This is a genomic window from Natronorubrum tibetense GA33 (assembly GCF_000383975.1).
Classification (GTDB): domain Archaea; phylum Halobacteriota; class Halobacteria; order Halobacteriales; family Natrialbaceae; genus Natronorubrum; species Natronorubrum tibetense.
Genome location: NZ_KB913017.1, coordinates 716,486 through 733,513 on the forward strand (window position 1 = coordinate 716,486; position 17,028 = coordinate 733,513).

Here is a 17,028-nt window from a genome sequence, read left to right on the forward strand (position 1 = left end):
TCCGATCCGCGCCAACGCCACGGCATGGACGCCGCGTGGTCGAGAGCCGAGCAGCCGATCGTCGGTTTCGTCGACTCGAGGACAGCGGCGCCGTCGGATGTCGAATCGGCTGCGAGCGACCGCGGCGCGACGACCGTCCGCGGCGACCTCGAGACCGTCCTTACCGCCGATCCGTCCCTGCTGGTGACCGCGAGCGAAACCGATCTCTCGGCCGTCGCTCGCGCCCAACCCGGAGTTCCCGTCCTACCGATCGGAGACGTAGCCGGGATCGAGACCGTCTCGGCGGAGAGGGGGGCAGAGGCGCTCGAGGCCGTCCTCGAGGGCGATGCCACCGTCCGTCGTCACTCGGTACTGGGAATCGAGGTCGAAGACCATAGTATCGCGGACGATCACGATGTTGCGGATGGTCGCGGGAGCACAGACGACACCGGGAGTCAACTCACCCGCGAGCGCGCACTGTTCGACGCGACGCTCGTTACCGACGAGCCGGCCTGGATCTCCGAGTACGGCGTCGAGAGCCGCGGCGAGTCGCTCTCGACGTTTCGTGCCGACGGCGTGGTCGTCGCGACGCCGGCGGGTAGTTACGGCTACAGCAGCGCGCTCGAAGCTCCCCACCTCGCGTCGAGTATCGATGCGGTCGCCGTCTCGCCGATCGCCCCCTTTGCGACGCGGACGCAGCGGTGGGTACTCCCCGACGACGAGATTACGCTGACGGTCGAACGGGACGAGAGCGACGTGACGCTCGTCGTGGACGACCGATCCATCCGGACGATCGGCGTCGGCTCGCGGGTTCGCCTCGGCGTCGACGGCGCGCTCTCGACGTTTGTCATCCCGAACGATGTGGTGAGTACGAACGGCGAGTAGCGCTCGAGCGCACACGAGTTCCGAAAAGACCTATCCGGGTCCACCCCGAACCCGCAGCTATGTCACTCGAGGGACGACTCGATGCGGACATCTCGGGAGCGAGCGGTGAATCAGCGCTAGTCACGTTCGCGTTTACCGTTATCAACAGGGGGTCGGAGCCCGTCGACCTGCAGTTCTCGGACGCCTGCAAGGTGGAGTTCGTCGTGGAAGAGGACGGCCGCGAGGTCTGGCGGTTCAGCGAAGGCCGGATGTTCGCACAGATGCTCAGCACGGATCGACTCGAGCCGGGAGCGACGGAGACCTACGAGGCCGAGTGGACGGCTCCCCAGCCGGGCGGCTACATCGTTCGCGCCGAGTTGCAGGCCCAGGAACGAGCGTGTGCGGCGCGGACCGACTTCGCTGTACCGGAGTGAGGCGAGCGCGACGACGAGTCCCAGGGAATTCGAGAAGGCGGCGACGAGGGCCGACAGCGAAGTTGCTAAACCATCCCCTTCCTAACGGGCGACCATGCAAGCGCTGGTTATCGCGGCGCACGGCTCGCATCTGAATCCGGACGCCTCCAACCCTACCTACGCCCACGCGGACACCATCCGCGAGACGGGCGCGTTCGACGAGGTTCGAGAGGCGTTCTGGAAGGAGGAACCGCACTTTCGCGAGGTGATTCGAACCCTCGAGTCCGACGAGGTGTTCGTCGTTCCCCTCTTCATCAGCGAGGGCTACTTCACCGAGCAGGTCATCCCCCGCGAACTCCGTCTCGATGAGTGGGATCCCGACCGCTGGGACTCCGACGGGACGGACGCCTCGCAGGCGACGCTCGAGGCCGACGATGTCGAGAAGACGATCCACTACTGCGGCCCGGCCGGCACGCACGACGCGATGACGGACGTCATCGTCCAGCGTGCCGAATCCGTCACCGAGGATCCGGACGTCGGCGAAGGCGTCGGGCTAGCGGTCGTCGGCCACGGCACCGAGCGCAACGAAAACTCGGCGAAGGCCGTCGAGTACCACGCCGACCGGATCCGCGAGATGGATCGCTTCGACGAAGTCGAGGCACTGTTCATGGACGAAGAGCCCGAGGTCGACGATGTGACGGAGTTCTTCGAGAGCGAAGATATCGTGGTCGTCCCGCTCTTCGTCGCCGACGGCTATCACACCCAGGAGGATATCCCGGAGGATATGGGTCTGACCGAGGACTACCGCCTCGGCTGGGACGTTCCCGCGGACGTCGACGGCCACCACATCTGGTACGCCGGCGCGGTCGGCACCGAGGGCCTGATGGCCGATGTCCTCCTCGAGCGCGCGGCGGACGCCGGAGCCGATATCGGCAGCGCACTCGAGGCCGTTCGCGACGAGGTAACGCTCTCGGGCGAGTCGGATCACGACGCCGGCTCGGAGCCGGGCGCAGAGGCGGGGGACTGACGCGTGACGATGGCGACCGCCGATTTCGAATCGCTGGTGAGCGCGATCGAATCCGAGGTACCGATCGAGTTCGACGGCCTCCGAATCGATCGCGAGGACGACGCGTACGCCGTCGAGACGCCCGAAGGAGCGCAGGCGGGTCTCGAGGCCGAGGATCTCCAGCAGGCGCTCGAGCCGAACGCCGAGTACGTCACCAACTGGGACTACTGGCAGCGCTCCGTTGGCGGCGACGGCACCGCTCGCCGCGCGTTTCTCCGGTGGTGTGAACGAGCACCGCTCGAGGACGACGACCGCGGGAACGGAGCCGAAACCGATCGGTCGACGGACGAGGAGACGCTCGCCGTCCCGGCGCGGTACGATTCCCTGCGCGACGGGATCGACCGCGAGTGGGGACAGCTAGCCATCACAACCAGGTTCGTCGACGTCGACGAACCCGGCGGCGAGCGGGTCTACGACTGCTGGCACGTCGACGACGCCGACACCGATCTCACCGAACTCGAGGTCTACGACGACCCCCTCGACGCCCGCGAGATTGCGACCTACGACGAGGACGGCCGCTACCGGCCGCTGAAAACCGCGCCAACGCTCGTCTCCGGCTGGGCCTTTACCGGGCTCTCTGGTGCGGAACTCGTCGAGACGGTCGAGTTCTTCTACCCCGCGACGGTCGCCAACTGGCAACGAGAACAGCGGGACGCGCTGGACGTCGACCACTGGATCGAGACTGCCGAGCGCCAGACCGGCATCTACGGCGTGATCGACGAACTCCCTCGCGAGGCCGTCGACTGGATGGCCGAAGCCTGCTGCGTCGACTCGCAGTGTCTCCGCCGACGGGAGTGGCAGTACGAGGAGGGTGACGATCTCGACGTCGACGGCGGCGACGGGACCTTCCCCTGCCGGGAGCCCTGTTCGCTCGTCGTCGCCGCCGCCCGCAAGTGGACCATCCTCGAGTCCGAAGACGACCACACGTACGAACTCGAGTTGACCACAAGCGAGTTTAACCAGCTCGCGGAGCTGATCGACGCCGTCGCCGACGGGCGGACCGACGAGATCCGCGAAGCGGACGTTAACGACGGTGCAAATCGCTTTCGCGCACGATACCTTCGAGCGAAGCGGTTCGACGAGGAGGGCGGCCTCGAGGCTCGAGAACGAAGCGACGACTAACCCGACTCGAACGGCTTCAGAGAACCAGTAAGGCGACCGCAACGCAGAATCCGATCGCGACGATTCCGACGCCGGCCATCGCGACCGGGCCGCCGATCGTCGCCGCCGTCGTCGTCGCGATTGCGACGGCGACGATTCCGAGTGCAACGACGACGAGCGTCGCCGGTTCGAGACCGCTCGCGGCGACGGCGCGCTCGAGCGCGCTCGGCTCCGGCTCCCGCTGGGCGGGTTTGGCGAGCGAGTCGTCGACGTCAACTTCGGCCGGCGCCGGTTTCGCGACGACGGGGATCGACAGCGACTCCGAGCCGTAGCCGGTCAGCACCTCGAGGACGCCCTCGACGGGACGATCGATCGACTCGGTGGCGACGTGGACGGGTACGAATGTCTCACCCTCCGATTCGACGTAGTAGTTCGAGGTCTCGAGCGACGCGATCCGCTCGAGGTCACCGCCGAGCCGACAGTGGACGTGGGCGGGCGGACCGTGGCTCTCGAGGCGCAGATCGAACGACTCCCGCGTCTCGAGAGTACCGACTGCTGTCTCGAGCGAATCTGCGGACCCGCGGTTGACGTGGACGGTGGCCTCTCGAGACATGGTCGGGCCGCTCAGGCGGGAGTCTCCTCGCGCATATCCGGCGGCAGCAGGTTCGGGATCCCGTCTTCGATCGGGTACCGTTCGCCACACTCGCTACAGACGAGGACGCCGGCGACGATTTCGTCGGCCTCGTCGCCGTCATCGTCGGTCGCGTATTCGGCGTCCTCGAGTTCCAGATCGTGTTTATCGAGCGGACAGCAGAGGATCTCCAGCAGCGACTCCTTCATAGTACGTAGGCTTACCGCAGACAGCAAAAGGCTTCGGGAACAAAACGGGCACAACCGATCACGGAGCGGTCGCGAGACTGTGCTCATTCCGACTGGGTTCGTTCCTCACGGACGGTACTGCCGACGACGAGCGCAGCCCCGATGATGACGAGGTTTTTGACGATGTACTGTCCTTCGACGGTCAGCCCGTAGGGAATCGTCGTGAACGCCACCTCTGGCAGGAGCACCAGCGGGAGGAAGGTGCCGGGCATCTGGAGGAACAACAGGAGGATACCGAGCCGGATCAGCGGCCGGTAGAGCAAGCAGATGCCGATCAGCACCTCCCAGACGCCCAGCACCGGGACGAATAGCTCGGGTGGGACGACGTACACCGTCGCGGCGACGAGCTCCGCGGCCGGACTCACGCCGAACATCTTCAGCCCGCCGAACCAGACGAAGACGATACCGAGCGCAATACGAAGCGTCGGCAGTCCCCAACGTCCCATCCAGTTGGCGATCGATCGGTCGACCGCTTCGACACGACGGACCGTTTCCGCTGGGACGCCAAGGGCTGACTCGAGTCGGCGGACAAGTGCTGCGAATGGATCACTCATAGGCAGTCCTCACAGAGAATCAACGGCCTCTGCGAGCAAAAGGTCGTGGTGTGTATATATCGGGGTAGACGTGGCCGTAGCCAGCCAGTGAACCGCAAAAACGAGGTCGAAGCGTTAGTTGTACGGGTTCTCGACGACCACGGTCTCCTCGCGGCCGGGACCGACACCGATCGCATAGATCGGCGTGTCGAGTTCGTCGCTGACGTACTCGAGGTAGGTCCGGGCGTTCTCGGGTACGGCGTCGTACCCCTCCGCGGCGACCTCGGCCCAGTCGACCTCTGGCCAGCCGTCGAAGGTGCGGAACGTGGCCTCACAGCGGCCCCACTGCTCGGTGGTGGGTGGCATCGTGAAGATTTCCTCTCCGTCATCAGAACTCGTCGAGTTCTGATTGCTCGCCGAGCTTTGCTCGGCGGCGTCGAACTCGTAGGAGTGGCCGACCTTCACTTCGTCCAGTCCGGCCAGCACGTCGATGTGATTGATCGCGAGGCCCGTAAAGCCGTTCGCGCGGGCCGCGTGGCGGAGCATCGGCATGTCGAGCCACCCGACGCGGCGCGGCCGACCGGTGACGGTGCCGTACTCGCCGCCCTCGTCGCGGATGTAGGTCGCGAGTTCCTCCTCGTCATCGCCCGCGCCCGTCTCGTCGTCGTAGTCGGGCGTCTGGTCCTCGACGCCGCCGAGTTCGGTCGGGAGCGGGCCAGTGCCGACCCGCGAGAGGTAGGCCTTGACGATGCCGACGACCTCTCCCTTTCCGACGACGGTCGGCCCGAGGCCGGTGCCGACGGTCGCACCGCCCGACGTCGGGTTCGAGGAGGTGACGTAGGGATAGACCCCGTGGTCGATGTCGAGCGAGGTTCCCTGTGCACCCTCGAGCATGACGTTGTCGCCGTCGTCGATGTGCTGTTGAAGGAAGCTCCCGCAGTCGACAGTCATGTTCTCCTCGGCGAGTCGCTCGCCGTACTCGCGGTAGGTTTCGTAGAGGTGGTCGATGTCGAATTCCTCGCCGGTCTCCTTGCCGAAGACGTCCTCGGCGAGGGCCTTCTTCTGGGGGACGACGTACTCGAGGCGCTCGCGGAGCACCTCGGGATCGAGCAGATCGCCGATCCGGACGCCGCGGCGGCCGGCCTTGTCCTCGTAGGTCGGGCCGATACCGCGTTTGGTCGTCCCGGCCGCGAGGTCCTCCTTCTCTTCTTCCTCGATGCCGTCGAGGGCCCGATGGTAGGGGAGGATGACGTGTGCGCGTTCGGCCACGCGCACGTCGGGTTCGAGTCCCCGCTCGCGGAGCGTGTCGATCTCGTCGAACAGCGTCTCGGGGTTGACGACGCAGCCGTTCCCGAGGACGCCGACCTTGCCCCGGACGGCGCCCGACGGCACGAGCGATAGCTTGTACTTCTCACCGTCGTCCACGACGGTATGTCCAGCGTTGTCGCCGCCCTGATACCGGGCGACGACATCGGCGGCGTCGCCGTAGAGGTCGACGACTCCACCCTTGCCTTCGTCGCCGAGTTGCGACCCGACGATTGTGACGGTCATAACAGCGACGGGTTCTTGCCGGGCCGATAAACAGATTACGGTATGGACGGGTGGAACGCGTCGAGATATACACGGTTATGGATAGGTCTCCCACTCGAGACGGGCAACCACCTCGTCTCGATGCCGACCGATTCGGTGACCGGTTTCCCGAACGCCCCGAAACGGTCAGCGAAGATGCGGCCACACTCGAGCGAGTTCCGAGTCCGCCCACCTGCCGACGGAATTCATCGTCGAACATCATCGGTCCCGACGGCGGGTGCCGATTCGGCTGCGAATCGTGGGGATAGTCTCTCCGTGAACGGAAGCGTTAACTACTGACAGGAACGAACATCGAGTTGACAGTGGGCCGGCGAATCGGCAGGAGTAACTTTTAAAAGGCCCAACGACAAGTTAACAAATGCCATGATAGACCGACTTGAGAAAGAAGTCGATATGTTGGAACGACATCTGCAGGTCCTGAAGATGGTTATCGAGAACGAACCGATCGGGATCGTCAAGATGTCGAACGAGACTGGTTACCCCCACCACAAGGTCCGCTACTCGCTGCGCGTCCTCGAAGAGGAGAACCTCATCGAGCCCTCCAGCCAGGGTGCGATCAAGACCGAGCGAACGGCGGAGTTCGTCGACGAACTCGACGGCAAGCTCGACGACATTACGGACAAACTCGACGGCATGAAGATCGAAGACGTCGCCGAGATCGAAGGCTAACCCCCCGCTTGTCTGACTCGAGAACGACAGCCGCTCTCGAGCCGTCTGGGGTATAGGGGACCAGTCCCCGCTGAATCGAGTCACAGACTATCGCCGCTGCCGCCCGTCCTCGCTCGACCGATGTCGGTCGACAGCCGGCGGATAACTGCTGTTTTGACGCTTTTGTGCCGCCCTCGAGACGCACTCGAACCGACCGGTTTCGCGGACGCGGACGTCGCAAACATGCTCGACACAGCGACCGATGGAATGCGTACAGCGTACCGGCGAAAAGTGGGGGCCGAACCCAGCATAATTCGAAGTGGAGCCTCCGACCTCAAGGAGCGAGCGAAGTCGTTCGAAAGACCGGAGGTCTTTCGTGATGACGAGACGTTCCGCGTCTCGAACGAATCACACGTCCCAACGTTGCTCTCGGACAGACTGTGGGTTTACACACGAAACGAACCGTGACGGCGAACACTTCTACTGCCAGAAGTGCGGGTACGAGGTGAACGCGGACTATAATGCAGCAAAGAATATCGGGCTACGGTACGCTCGAAAGCGGAAACACAGACTCCGTTCCTCGCCCAAGTCGGGGAACGGAGACGCATCAGTAGACGTGCATATAAATGGTGGGACGTTGAACGGCAAGAGTCACCAGCCTATTGCCGGGGACTGATTGCCGGGAGTCCACATCAAAGCCCTACAGTCAAGGACCGAGGCGCGTATGCGCTGAGGGAGTAGTAGGGTAGTTTACAGTTCGGGGACGTTCATGTGGAACCCTTCGGAGCGCGACTCGACCAGACAGAGGTGATACCCTGCCTTTCGCGAGAGGTTGACGTAACTCAACTTCGAGCCGCGACTGAGGAACCCGCCGCTCGTCGCCTGGTCCGCAACCTCGAGCGCGCCGGGTTCGAAGTAACTCGAGGTGACGACGACCGACGCCGCGAGGTCCGGGTAGTTGGCCTTGACCGCCGAGGCGGCTTCCTCCATCTCCTCGAGCATCCCCTGCGTCGCGGGATCCCGGGAGTCGTTCAGGTTCGCGACGACGAGCGGATTCCCCATCTTGTCGAACGCGACGATGTCGAACGTTACCTCGTCGGGAACGTCCTCTGTCTCGTCGTCCGCCAGCGAGATCGACGCCCCCAGTTCGGCGCGGTCGATACGCGGAATGGCGTCGTAGAGGTCGCCCAGCGCGTCGCCGTTACCCGTATCTCGGATCTCGTAGAGGACCGTCTCGGTCAGCCAGTCGACGAAGCGGTACTCCATGGTAGACGATAGGAATTCCTCGTAGGGATCGCCATCGACGGCCACATCGGCCGCGTCGAAGCTGGTGTGGTGCTCGAGTTGCAGGTTCGCGGCCACCTCGTTTTTGTCCGCGTCGCCGTCGTGAGCCGTCTCCAGCGTCGGCTGACTTTTCGAGCCGTACCTGACGAAGAGGTTCGTCTCGGCCAACGCCCGCTGGGGTGGAAGCTGGGTGCTCGCTGCCGGCGTTTCCGACCCCGTCCCGGTGGGGGCCGCCGACTCGCGAGCACGTTGCAGTTCGGTTTCCAGTTCGTTGATTCGGCTCTGCAGTCGGTCGACCGTCGAGGTCAGCTCCTTATTCTCCGACCGGAGCTGATCGCGTTCGGTCTCGAGTTTCTCGGCTTTCGTGACGAGCGCGTCGCGTTGCTCCTGTAGCGTCTCGAGTTGTTCCGTGAGCGTGGCGATCCGCTGTTGCTGTTCGGAGTCCGGAGCGACCGTTATCCCGCGGTTCGAGCGCGAGTCGTCGCGCTCCGTCGCCCGCGACTGCTGTCCCTGCCCGTCGTTCTGTCGGCTCGATCCCGCCGACGCGGCCTTCGGGGACGACCGCGCGCTCGAGTCGTCGGTCGACCCGGGGGTCTCGCGAGCACCGCTCTTTGATCCGCCGGTCGCCGGCTCGGATGTTCCGCGGTTGCGCGTGCTCGCCCTGCGGCTGGCGGCCGACTCTCGTTTCGCGTCAGTCGACTGCGTGTTGTCGGGGTCGATCGACGGGATACTGCGCGTTTCGCGCCACTGGGCTTCCTCCTCGAAGCGCTCGTCTTCCGGGTCCGCCTGCTGTTCCGACTCGGCGTCCGACTCGTCCGCCGGTCCAGTTGCTGTCGGCTCCGATTCCTCGGCCGCGTCGTCGGTCGACGAGTCGACATCGTCCTCGGTCCAGGAGATGTCGTTCTGGTCCAGTTGTTCTGCGGCCGCCTCGACCTCCGCGAGGTCGGGGCTGGTGTGCTCGATGTCGTCGGACTCGGCGGACGACTGCTCGGCGGCGTCCGCCTGATCGTCGGCCGGCTCCGACGGTGCATCCGGAACGGCGGTCCGGTCGGCCTGTGTCGGTTCCGCTGGCGACGAGTCGACCGGCGTCGGGTCAGTCCCCGTCGACTCCGTCGTGGCTTCGTCGAACGAGGTCGATACGGACGCTTCAGGTTCGGATCCGCTCGGTTCGGTGCCCGTATCGGTCGCGTCCGGTTCGGACTCCTGCGTAGTGATTCCGCTCGAGGACGCGTCCAGTGCCGGCTCCTCGGCCGTGGTGATTCCCGACGGCTCGTCGGTCTCCTCGGGAGCCGACGACCCGCCCGTCACGTCGTCGAACGCCACGTCGTCGATCAACGAGTCCGCGCTCGTCTCGTCGGCCGTCTCCGTCGGCTCCGACCCCGAGATATCGATCGACTCGATCGCCGACTCCGTCGGATTGACCGACGGCTCGGCGCGGGTGTCGGAACCCGCAGCGGGGTCGGTGTCAGATGGCGCATCCGAGACGGGGTCGGCGTCCGAAACCCCACCCGAGCCAGGATCGATATCCGAGACCGAGCCGGATCCGACATCGGAACCGGCTCCAGTGCTGCTACCGGCGCTCGTTCCGCCGCTATCGCCGGTGGCGTCGCTCTCCGTTCCCGGAACGTCAGTGACATCGATATCGACGTCGCGGACCTCGTAAATTCCCACCTCGTCGTCGGCTCGTTCGAACGCCTCGTCGCCGGTCAGCAGCCGTTCGGCGTTCCCGATGTAGGCGGCGGCCATCCGGCGGCCGCCGTAATATACCGCGTAGTAATCGCCGCTGAGGACGTTCTCGCTCAGTTCGACGTAGCCGGTGAACGAACTGTCCTGGAGGGTTCCGTCGACCTCCCGGAACGGCGTCTCGTTGGTGTAATACTTCGCTCTCGTCTCGCCGCCCTGTGCTTCCATCGTACAGAGCAGGGGGAGAGAGGGGTGTGGGGCCTCGTAGATCGTTCCGGAGGCGTTCTCGAAGTCCTCGATCGTGCCGTCGACGACGCCGACAATGCGGCCGTTGAGCATGAACAGCCACGTTCCGGCGACAGCGACGGCTCCCGAGAACTCAGAAGCAGCGAGATCAGTAAGACCGTCGTAACCGCCACTGAACGGGCGAGAGTCCCATTGTTCGGCGCGCTCTTGCGTGCGCGAGTCCATACGTCAACAAACGAGAACCGCACTAAATACGTTTCGCCTAGATACTGTCTATATTTTTGATTCGGCGTCCTCGGCGAGTTCCTTCATCCGCTTGCCGATCCGGCCCGCGCTCGAGAACTCGTCTTCGCTCATCCCCTTCGCGAGGGCGTTGCCCAGCACGAAGACCGCGTGTTTGTGTTCGCTCTTGGACTTGTGGACGTGCGAGGGGTCGACATCGAGCTGGTGGTACGGCTCGAAGAGCGCCTCGTCGACGTCCTCCCGCTGGGAGAAGTACTCCATGATGACGACGAGTTCTTCGTGGAGCTCGAGGAGTTCGTCTTTATGCATGGACACCCGTACGAACGGTTTCGGCATAAACGTTGTGTGCAACCCGGAACCAAGACCGCCCGAGCGAACTCAGCGTGCCGGTTCCGTGCGGTCTCGAGTGTCCCGTGGGTACTGACCGAGTGCGAGAACGAGAATCCAGCAGCCGAAGGCGAGTGCGGCGACTATCTCGGGGACGGCGAACCACGCCATCGGCTCGCTCGCACCGACTCGGGAGAGCAGCCACCCGAGCCACGCGAGCGGGTGGACGATTCCGAGCCAGATCGAGATGAGCCCCAGCCGTCGTTCGTCGGCGAGGATCTGCCCCGTGCCGTAGACCCACTGGGCGAACGGCGCGAGACCGAAGTACAACAGCGCGGCCGGCGCGTGTAGATCAGCCTCGAGATAGAACTCGGTGTGACCGATGAAAAAGACCCCAACGCCGACCAGTCCGACGGTCGCGATCCAGAGCAGGACGACGCCGAGGCGGTCGAGACCGCTCCGGCTCGCGACCCAGAGCCGCCAGCCGAAGGGGATTCCGAGCAACCCGCCGAGGATCAGCCCGCCGTTGAAGAGGTAGAACGTCCGGGTTCCATAGCGACCCATATCGGAGAGCGCTCGGTCGCGCCAGGTGAACGTCTCCGGGGCGGCGAGCAGCGTCGCGAGGACGATTGCGCCGAGCGCGACGACCGGCGCAGCGAGTCCGCAGGTCGTTGCGATTCGTCTCCAGTTCCTGTCGATCATTACCGAATAGTGGACAGTCTTATTCATCAACCCATTCATCGAACCTCACCGCTTGCACTCCTGCTCTCGAGACGAAGCCGGCATCGTCACCGCTCGCAAAGCGAGAGTGAACGGAGACTCGAGACAGCGTCTCGAGCGTCATCCAAGGTCGAACGGAGTCGCGAGGAGATCAGTCGGCGGCGACCGGCGTCGTCCCGTCGCGCTGGCCGGCTGGGAACCACGCGAGTTCGTGGTCAGCCGTGACGCGGACGGCGACGCGCTCGTCGAGATCGATCCGATCGGAGTGGTTGTGCATGCACTCGATGGTCTCGCCGGAGTCGAGTTCGACGCGGTAGAGGACGGTGGGGCCGAGGTAGCGGCGATAGACCACGGAGCCATTAGCCTCCTCCCCGTTCGCCGGGAAGGCCGTCACGTCGTCTGGGCGGACGAGCAGATCGAGGTTCGTCCCGTCGTACTGGTGTGCGAGGCCGTTGACGTCGTCACGGAGGACGCGGCCGAGCGCGGTGTCGACGCTGTCACCGTGTACTTCCCCCGAGAGGAAACTGGCGTGGCCGAGAAAACCCGCGACGAAGCGGGATTCGGGTTGCTGGAAGACCTGCTGGGGCGTGTCGATCTGTTCGATATCGCCCTCGTTCATCACGGCGACGCGGTCGGAGATCGACAGGGCCTCCTCCTGATCGTGGGTGACGGAGACCGCAGTGACGCCCGCTTCTTTGATGATCCGGCGGACCTCCTCGCGCATCTCGACGCGCAGGTCGACGTCCAGGTTCGAGAAGGGTTCGTCGAGCAACAGCATCTCGGGCTCCGGCGCGAGCGAGCGGGCGAGCGCGATCCGCTGTTGCTGGCCGCCGGAGAGCTCCTCCGGGTAGCTGTCGCCCTGGTCCTCGAGCCCGACGAGTTCGAGCAGTTCGTCCACCCGGATCTCACGTTCCTCGTCGGCCCACTCCTGTAAGCCGAAGGCGACGTTCTCGCGGGCGGTCAGATGCGGAAAGAGGGCGAACTCCTGAAAGACGACCCCGACACCGCGTTCTTCCGGCGGAACGAATCGGCCGTTGCCCGCGACATCGTCGTCTCGGAGTCTGATCCGACCGTCGTTCGGTTTCTCGAGCCCGGCGATCAGACGCAACGTCGTCGTCTTGCCACAGCCCGAGGGGCCGAGTAACGTGAGAATCTCGCCGTCACAGACGGACAGCGAGAGGTCGGGGATGACCTCTTCGGTGCCGTATCGTTTGGCGACGCTCTCGAGTTTGAGTACCACGTTCTCCGCGTCTTGCTCCGATGGTTGTTCCTCGGCCGCCGTCGTGAGTAGTTGTCCGTTCCCCATCGATCGACCCTCCGGCGTCTGCCGGCGTTCGTTTGATTTAGGCGTCCCTAAAACACTTATAGCTACCGGTCGGTTCCAGCGGAGTAAGAAGATCGATGACCGAGCGGGTGCAGTCGATGATCAGGCGGATGCGGTCGATGGTCGAGCGGTGGACGAACGCGGCCTACAGTTCGACGCCGCTCGGGATCAGGCTGTGTTGACGAAGGAGGTTCCCTTCGTCGTCGTAGACCAAAAACGTCCCTTTGTCGTAGGTAACGAAGTGGTCGCCGTCGAGCGTTATTTCGACTTCGTAGCGGCCCTCGTCCTCGGTAGCGTCCTCGCCGTAGCCGCGGGCGGCCCGAATAAAGGTGAGGACGTCGTCGGCCGCCTCGTTGAGTTCGAGGATGAACTCGCCGGTGACCCGGTTCGTGACGCTGACGACACCCGCGGCGTCGCTGCCTAGCGGTTCCTGGAGTCGAAGCGCGACATCCGTTTCGCTCGCCTCGAGAACGTCTCCGTCGGAGCCGGTAAGGCGCTCGCGGAGCATCGTCGCCGGGCCGGTAAAGTTGATCGATACCGAGGGTTTGCTCGGTTCGCCATCGGTCTCGACCCAGTCGACATTGCTGACATCTAGTGTGAAATGCTCGCGCCTCATTCCGTACCCGAGGGTTCGCACTCACACCGTATCAACGTAACGCACCCCGCGTCCGGGTTCGTCCAATTCGCATACCAGTTCGTGGCTGACCGTTCGGCCATCTCACTTATGACGGTTCGCGCCCGACTTGCCAGAGACCCGCCGCTCTGCGAGTCGACCGTCCACGCAGCCGCCGAACGCTGCATCGCTTGCGGGGCAACTCCACAGATGGTCGATCAGACCGACCCAGCCGCGATCGACCGCACAGATTCCGACGGCTCTCGCGCGGGACTCGCCCTCGCCGAGGAGGTCACCCCGCGTGGCTCCGCCTTCACCGTCCGCAAGTACACCCCGGCGAGCCGTTCACACCCGACGATCTGCTCGAGTACGGCACGTCCAGCGTCGAGCAGATGGTCTACCACTGGCTGGCGATTGAGCACAACAAGAGGTCCTCTTCGCGATCGTGGTCTGTGTCTGTTGCGAACGCTTTTTGCACGTTCCCCGTGGAGAGCCGACGATGGCCGACCAGCAGGATCGACCCGACGCTTGCGACGTGGACCGACGGGTCGCCGTCCGCGACACTTACGACCGGATCGCCACGCACTTCGCCTCGACCAGGGAGTACGCCTGGCCCGAAGTGGAGTCCTTCGTCGAGACGCACGCCGGCGCGGACGGGACGGGTGCGGTCTCGCGCGAGGACGCCGTCGGCTTGGACCTCGGCTGTGGCAACTGCCGCCACGCTGAACTATTGGCCCCCTACTGCGAGCGCGTCGTGGGGCTCGACGTCAGTCGCGGGCTGCTCGAGACGGGCCGGGAGCGCGCACGGGAACGGGAGTTCGACGTCGCGCTCTGTCAGGGCGACGCCGCACGGCTGCCGCTTTCGTCCGACACCGTCGATATCGCTGTCTACGTCGCGACGCTGCACCACCTTCCGACCCGGCGAGCGCGTCGGGTCAGCCTCGACGAACTCGCGCGCGTGCTCGACCCCGACGGCCGCGCGGTCGTCAGTGTCTGGTCGACCGCCCACGAGACGTTCGACGAAACCGAGGGCTTCGATACGACCGTCGACTGGACGCTGCCGGGCGGCGAAACCGTGGATCGATTCTACCACATCTACGCTCCCGACGAGTTCGAGGCCGAACTCGCGGCGAGTGCGCTCGAGGTGGTCGACTGGGAGGTCTCGAGCGGGAACTGCTACGCGACGGTGGCCGGGTCGAGGGTGTGATTCGGTGCCGTAAGGGAGGGAAGAAGTGGCCGACTCGAGCGGGTTGACCGAAAACGGAAGGCCCTTAAACACCGAGGAAGAATCGAAGAATGCGCGCGGATGGTCTAGTGGTAGGACCTGAGCCTTCCAAGCTCATGGCCCGGGTTCAAATCCCGGTCCGCGCATTCATTCGGCGAACAACACCGTGAGCCGAATGAATCGGATGAGGGATTTGAATTATACCGAGGTTCTGCGAGCAATGCGAGCAGGTTCTCGGGAGTGGTTCAAATCCCGGTCCGCGCATTTCTGTCCTCAAAAGATCGCATAGCGCTCTTTTTGACCTCGCAAAGCTTCGCTTTGCTTAGCTGCGAGCAATATCGCGAGCGACAGCAATCGTTTGTGGCATTTGAAAGACGGAAGACGTACACTCACGAGTGACGCGTCACTCCACGCTCTCGAGAACGGCTCGCTCGAGCGCCGCAACCCGTCGCGTATCGTCGACCCAGAAGCCGTCGAACGCGCCGGGATCGGTTTCGGTTGCCAGCAGGGCGCTGTTCCAGAGTTCGTCGCCGTCGCCGTCGAAGACAAGAAACCAGCACGAACCGATCTCGTCGCCGGCGTCTGCGTGGATCGTGACGCCCGGGATCGACGGATGATCCCACTCGTCGTCGATGTAGACGTGGATCTCGAGGCCCGATTCGGCGGCGAGGCGATTGTATACGGGGACCATCTTTTCGAGCGCATCAGCACGCTGAAAGCCGACTCGGAGAGTACCGCTTCCGACCCGCCACGCGCGGTTTTCGATCTCGCGACTGACTGCGAGCAGCCGTCGGCGGTCGAGATCGTGCCACAGCATCGACTCGAAAATATCGACCACGCGCCGGTAGGTGGTCTCGTCCAGACGCTCGTCCCACGGGTCGTGGATCGGCGGCTCTATGAACTCCCGGATGGCGTCGAGATCGACCGCCGCGACGAACGCTGCATCCTCGCGAACGACGAGGAAGGCCTGGCTTTCGGCCGTTACGTCCGGAAGAGTGCGGTGCTCGACTTCCTCGACACCGATCTCCGCCTCGAGTCGGTCGACAACCGCCGGTCGCGGTGACGGAGCGTAGACGACGATCGACCGGTTCGATCGGGTGTAGCGGTCGACGTAGGCGGAGAGTGACATCTGAGATCTCGTGTGTCCGTGATCGTCGGATAGGTTCCGGTATCAGGTACCGGTTTCGGCCTCGCAGGCTCGAGCGATCACGTCGCGAACCAGTTCGGGACAGGAATCCAGCGAGAGGGTCTCCGTCTCCTCATCGTGTCGTACTACGCCGGTTTCGACGAGTCGCGGAACGTGGGTGTGTACGAGGTTCGAGTACTGGTTGGTCCGACATTGGGGTTCGACGATCCCGCCGTCCGTCGCGTGGATCCAGCCGGTGATGACGTCGGCGACTTCCGACAGCGAGGCCGTCCCGTGCTCGAGCAGGAAGTAACAGACGTACCGACGCGTCCGGTCTCGAAGCGCCAGAAACGCGTCGTCGAGCACCTCCGGGCCCGTGTCCGACCCGGTCGACGGCAGCTGTGGGGGATCCATCTTCGTTACCAGTAGTACCGGTAGCGACGGGAGTCTTTCGCCTTCACTCGCCAGTCAGCACTGGGGACTGCGTCGCGACAATCAATCGAGCACCGGTGGACGGTTCGAACGGAGATCACCCGATGGACAGTTCGAAGGGAGATCAGTCGACTCGATTCTCGGAACCCGCGTCGGCTGAACCGCGATCACATTAGTCCTCGAGCGGCCGGTCGGTGGACCGCCCGTGCAAATCGACGGTCGCGGCGAAGACCGCGCCGAGGACGGTTCCAAACAGGAGGTGGCCGAGCAGACTCTCGATCGCGGCCGTCGGGAACTCGCCGACTGCGCCGCCACCGCCCGCGACATCGGCCCAGACGGGAAGGACGAGCAGCGGGAGTATCGCCCAGACGGCGAGTCCGAAAACGAACCCCGCGCCGACGATCCGGGCCATCGCACCGACTCCGGAGACGGCGTCCGTCTCGACATCGGTCAACAGGATGCCGAGGATCGGATCGCGGGTCACGAGGAGTCCGAACACGAGCCCGAGCCCGATCCCGTGGACGACGTGGACCCCCCAGCCGACGAGTCCGACGGGCTCGAGCCCGTAGATCGAGGGGATCGCGACCTCGACGATCGCGGGGTCGAGAACCCACATGAGGACCCCGAACGCGGCGGCACCGATCGCGCCGCCGAGTGCGCCACCGACCAGCCAGCCGCTGGCTCCACTGATACCAAACGCCGTCGCGTTATCGGTCTCGGTACTCATACCCA

General features: G+C 64.5%; 18 protein-coding genes, 1 tRNA gene and 2 pseudogenes. 9 read left to right on the top strand and 12 right to left on the bottom strand.

Features of this window, described 5'->3' with window-relative positions:
• Nucleotides 1–24 precede the first annotated feature (24 nt).
• The 4 genes from NATTI_RS0103745 (at nucleotide 25) to NATTI_RS0103760 (ending at nucleotide 3,444) form a co-directional block, all read left to right on the top strand.
• Nucleotides 25–864, top strand: a complete 840-nt coding sequence (locus NATTI_RS0103745) for an NAD(+)/NADH kinase (protein ID WP_006089386.1) — start codon at nucleotides 25–27, stop codon at nucleotides 862–864.
• Between the two features lie 59 nt (nucleotides 865–923).
• Nucleotides 924–1,277: a BsuPI-related putative proteinase inhibitor gene (locus tag NATTI_RS0103750; RefSeq protein WP_006089385.1), complete on the top strand. Its 354-nt coding sequence runs from the start codon at nucleotides 924–926 to the stop codon at nucleotides 1,275–1,277.
• Between the two features lie 94 nt (nucleotides 1,278–1,371).
• Complete coding sequence (locus tag NATTI_RS0103755) at nucleotides 1,372–2,283, top strand: CbiX/SirB N-terminal domain-containing protein (RefSeq protein WP_006089384.1); 912 nt, start codon at nucleotides 1,372–1,374, stop codon at nucleotides 2,281–2,283.
• Nucleotides 2,284–2,292: 9 nt separating this feature from the next.
• Nucleotides 2,293–3,444, top strand: a complete 1,152-nt coding sequence (locus tag NATTI_RS0103760) for a DR2241 family protein (RefSeq protein ID WP_006089383.1) — start codon at nucleotides 2,293–2,295, stop codon at nucleotides 3,442–3,444.
• A 16-nt stretch (nucleotides 3,445–3,460) separates the two neighbouring features.
• Here the strand turns inward: NATTI_RS0103760 and NATTI_RS0103765 are convergent, their stop codons facing one another.
• The 4 genes from NATTI_RS0103765 to NATTI_RS0103780 all read right to left on the bottom strand — a co-directional run bounded on the left by NATTI_RS0103765 (nucleotide 3,461) and on the right by NATTI_RS0103780 (nucleotide 6,386).
• Nucleotides 3,461–4,036 (bottom strand): DUF7524 family protein, encoded by a 576-nt coding sequence (locus NATTI_RS0103765; protein WP_006089382.1) that lies wholly within the window; start codon nucleotides 4,034–4,036, stop codon nucleotides 3,461–3,463.
• A gap of 11 nt (nucleotides 4,037–4,047) precedes the next feature.
• Nucleotides 4,048–4,263, bottom strand: a complete 216-nt coding sequence (locus NATTI_RS0103770; RefSeq protein ID WP_006089381.1) for a methytransferase partner Trm112 — start codon at nucleotides 4,261–4,263, stop codon at nucleotides 4,048–4,050.
• 83 nt (nucleotides 4,264–4,346) lie between these two features.
• A complete protein-coding gene (locus NATTI_RS0103775; RefSeq protein ID WP_006089380.1) occupies nucleotides 4,347–4,856 on the bottom strand; it encodes a DoxX family protein in 510 nt (169 codons plus the stop codon).
• Nucleotides 4,857–4,970: 114 nt separating this feature from the next.
• On the bottom strand, nucleotides 4,971–6,386 hold the full coding sequence (locus NATTI_RS0103780; protein WP_006089379.1) for an adenylosuccinate synthase: 1,416 nt from the start codon (nucleotides 6,384–6,386) through the stop codon (nucleotides 4,971–4,973).
• Nucleotides 6,387–6,788: 402 nt separating this feature from the next.
• Here NATTI_RS0103780 and NATTI_RS0103785 point away from each other — a divergent pair, with 402 nt between their 5' ends.
• Both NATTI_RS0103785 and NATTI_RS25195 read left to right on the top strand, forming a co-directional pair.
• On the top strand, nucleotides 6,789–7,094 hold the full coding sequence (locus NATTI_RS0103785) for a hypothetical protein (protein WP_019991613.1): 306 nt from the start codon (nucleotides 6,789–6,791) through the stop codon (nucleotides 7,092–7,094).
• A gap of 385 nt (nucleotides 7,095–7,479) precedes the next feature.
• A pseudogene (locus tag NATTI_RS25195) lies at nucleotides 7,480–7,749 on the top strand (zinc ribbon domain-containing protein); the annotation flags it as partial.
• Between the two features lie 74 nt (nucleotides 7,750–7,823).
• Here NATTI_RS25195 and NATTI_RS0103795 read toward each other — a convergent pair.
• From NATTI_RS0103795 to NATTI_RS0103815, 5 genes are all read right to left on the bottom strand, one after another.
• The gene (locus NATTI_RS0103795) at nucleotides 7,824–10,511 is read right to left on the bottom strand and encodes a DUF7527 domain-containing protein (RefSeq protein ID WP_006089375.1); all 2,688 of its coding nucleotides are present in this window, start codon (nucleotides 10,509–10,511) and stop codon (nucleotides 7,824–7,826) included.
• A 48-nt stretch (nucleotides 10,512–10,559) separates the two neighbouring features.
• Nucleotides 10,560–10,838 carry a UPF0058 family protein gene (locus NATTI_RS0103800; RefSeq protein WP_006089374.1) on the bottom strand — a complete coding sequence of 93 codons (279 nt, stop codon included), beginning with the start codon at nucleotides 10,836–10,838 and terminating at the stop codon, nucleotides 10,560–10,562.
• Between the two features lie 69 nt (nucleotides 10,839–10,907).
• The gene (locus NATTI_RS0103805) at nucleotides 10,908–11,558 is read right to left on the bottom strand and encodes a DUF998 domain-containing protein (RefSeq protein ID WP_006089373.1); all 651 of its coding nucleotides are present in this window, start codon (nucleotides 11,556–11,558) and stop codon (nucleotides 10,908–10,910) included.
• 169 nt (nucleotides 11,559–11,727) lie between these two features.
• Nucleotides 11,728–12,882 carry an ABC transporter ATP-binding protein gene (locus tag NATTI_RS0103810; RefSeq protein ID WP_006089372.1) on the bottom strand — a complete coding sequence of 385 codons (1,155 nt, stop codon included), beginning with the start codon at nucleotides 12,880–12,882 and terminating at the stop codon, nucleotides 11,728–11,730.
• 163 nt (nucleotides 12,883–13,045) lie between these two features.
• Nucleotides 13,046–13,516 (bottom strand): DUF5793 family protein, encoded by a 471-nt coding sequence (locus tag NATTI_RS0103815; RefSeq protein ID WP_006089371.1) that lies wholly within the window; start codon nucleotides 13,514–13,516, stop codon nucleotides 13,046–13,048.
• Nucleotides 13,517–13,759: 243 nt separating this feature from the next.
• On the opposite strand from NATTI_RS0103815, the pseudogene NATTI_RS26885 reads away from it, so the two are divergent.
• From NATTI_RS26885 to NATTI_RS0103825, 3 genes and pseudogenes are all read left to right on the top strand, one after another.
• Nucleotides 13,760–13,941, top strand: a pseudogene (locus NATTI_RS26885) (type II/IV secretion system ATPase subunit); the annotation flags it as partial.
• Nucleotides 13,942–14,012: 71 nt separating this feature from the next.
• Nucleotides 14,013–14,720 carry a class I SAM-dependent methyltransferase gene (locus NATTI_RS0103820; protein WP_006089370.1) on the top strand — a complete coding sequence of 236 codons (708 nt, stop codon included), beginning with the start codon at nucleotides 14,013–14,015 and terminating at the stop codon, nucleotides 14,718–14,720.
• A gap of 93 nt (nucleotides 14,721–14,813) precedes the next feature.
• Nucleotides 14,814–14,884, top strand: a tRNA-Gly gene (locus tag NATTI_RS0103825).
• A 257-nt stretch (nucleotides 14,885–15,141) separates the two neighbouring features.
• Here NATTI_RS0103825 and NATTI_RS0103830 read toward each other — a convergent pair.
• The 3 genes from NATTI_RS0103830 to NATTI_RS0103840 all read right to left on the bottom strand — a co-directional run bounded on the left by NATTI_RS0103830 (nucleotide 15,142) and on the right by NATTI_RS0103840 (nucleotide 17,023).
• Nucleotides 15,142–15,867 carry a DICT sensory domain-containing protein gene (locus NATTI_RS0103830; protein WP_006089369.1) on the bottom strand — a complete coding sequence of 242 codons (726 nt, stop codon included), beginning with the start codon at nucleotides 15,865–15,867 and terminating at the stop codon, nucleotides 15,142–15,144.
• Between the two features lie 42 nt (nucleotides 15,868–15,909).
• Complete coding sequence (locus tag NATTI_RS0103835) at nucleotides 15,910–16,278, bottom strand: DUF7344 domain-containing protein (RefSeq protein ID WP_006089368.1); 369 nt, start codon at nucleotides 16,276–16,278, stop codon at nucleotides 15,910–15,912.
• 190 nt (nucleotides 16,279–16,468) lie between these two features.
• Nucleotides 16,469–17,023: a hypothetical protein gene (locus NATTI_RS0103840; RefSeq protein WP_006089367.1), complete on the bottom strand. Its 555-nt coding sequence runs from the start codon at nucleotides 17,021–17,023 to the stop codon at nucleotides 16,469–16,471.
• Nucleotides 17,024–17,028 lie beyond the last annotated feature (5 nt).

Excerpts from the sequence above, each read along its gene's own strand:
- NATTI_RS0103745 (WP_006089386.1), top strand. The coding sequence starts at position 25 with ATGGACGCCGCGTGGTCGAGAGCCGAGCAGCCGATCGTCGGTTTCGTC.
- NATTI_RS0103750 (WP_006089385.1), top strand. The coding sequence starts at position 924 with ATGTCACTCGAGGGACGACTCGATGCGGACATCTCGGGAGCGAGCGGT.
- NATTI_RS0103755 (WP_006089384.1), top strand. The coding sequence starts at position 1,372 with ATGCAAGCGCTGGTTATCGCGGCGCACGGCTCGCATCTGAATCCGGAC.
- NATTI_RS0103760 (WP_006089383.1), top strand. The coding sequence starts at position 2,293 with ATGGCGACCGCCGATTTCGAATCGCTGGTGAGCGCGATCGAATCCGAG.
- NATTI_RS0103765 (WP_006089382.1), bottom strand. The coding sequence starts at position 4,036 with ATGTCTCGAGAGGCCACCGTCCACGTCAACCGCGGGTCCGCAGATTCG.
- NATTI_RS0103770 (WP_006089381.1), bottom strand. The coding sequence starts at position 4,263 with ATGAAGGAGTCGCTGCTGGAGATCCTCTGCTGTCCGCTCGATAAACAC.
- NATTI_RS0103775 (WP_006089380.1), bottom strand. The coding sequence starts at position 4,856 with ATGAGTGATCCATTCGCAGCACTTGTCCGCCGACTCGAGTCAGCCCTT.
- NATTI_RS0103780 (WP_006089379.1), bottom strand. The coding sequence starts at position 6,386 with ATGACCGTCACAATCGTCGGGTCGCAACTCGGCGACGAAGGCAAGGGT.
- NATTI_RS0103785 (WP_019991613.1), top strand. The coding sequence starts at position 6,789 with ATGATAGACCGACTTGAGAAAGAAGTCGATATGTTGGAACGACATCTG.
- NATTI_RS0103795 (WP_006089375.1), bottom strand. The coding sequence starts at position 10,511 with ATGGACTCGCGCACGCAAGAGCGCGCCGAACAATGGGACTCTCGCCCG.
- NATTI_RS0103800 (WP_006089374.1), bottom strand. The coding sequence starts at position 10,838 with ATGCATAAAGACGAACTCCTCGAGCTCCACGAAGAACTCGTCGTCATC.
- NATTI_RS0103805 (WP_006089373.1), bottom strand. The coding sequence starts at position 11,558 with ATGATCGACAGGAACTGGAGACGAATCGCAACGACCTGCGGACTCGCT.
- NATTI_RS0103810 (WP_006089372.1), bottom strand. The coding sequence starts at position 12,882 with ATGGGGAACGGACAACTACTCACGACGGCGGCCGAGGAACAACCATCG.
- NATTI_RS0103815 (WP_006089371.1), bottom strand. The coding sequence starts at position 13,516 with ATGAGGCGCGAGCATTTCACACTAGATGTCAGCAATGTCGACTGGGTC.
- NATTI_RS0103820 (WP_006089370.1), top strand. The coding sequence starts at position 14,013 with ATGGCCGACCAGCAGGATCGACCCGACGCTTGCGACGTGGACCGACGG.
- NATTI_RS0103830 (WP_006089369.1), bottom strand. The coding sequence starts at position 15,867 with ATGTCACTCTCCGCCTACGTCGACCGCTACACCCGATCGAACCGGTCG.
- NATTI_RS0103835 (WP_006089368.1), bottom strand. The coding sequence starts at position 16,278 with ATGGATCCCCCACAGCTGCCGTCGACCGGGTCGGACACGGGCCCGGAG.
- NATTI_RS0103840 (WP_006089367.1), bottom strand. The coding sequence starts at position 17,023 with ATGAGTACCGAGACCGATAACGCGACGGCGTTTGGTATCAGTGGAGCC.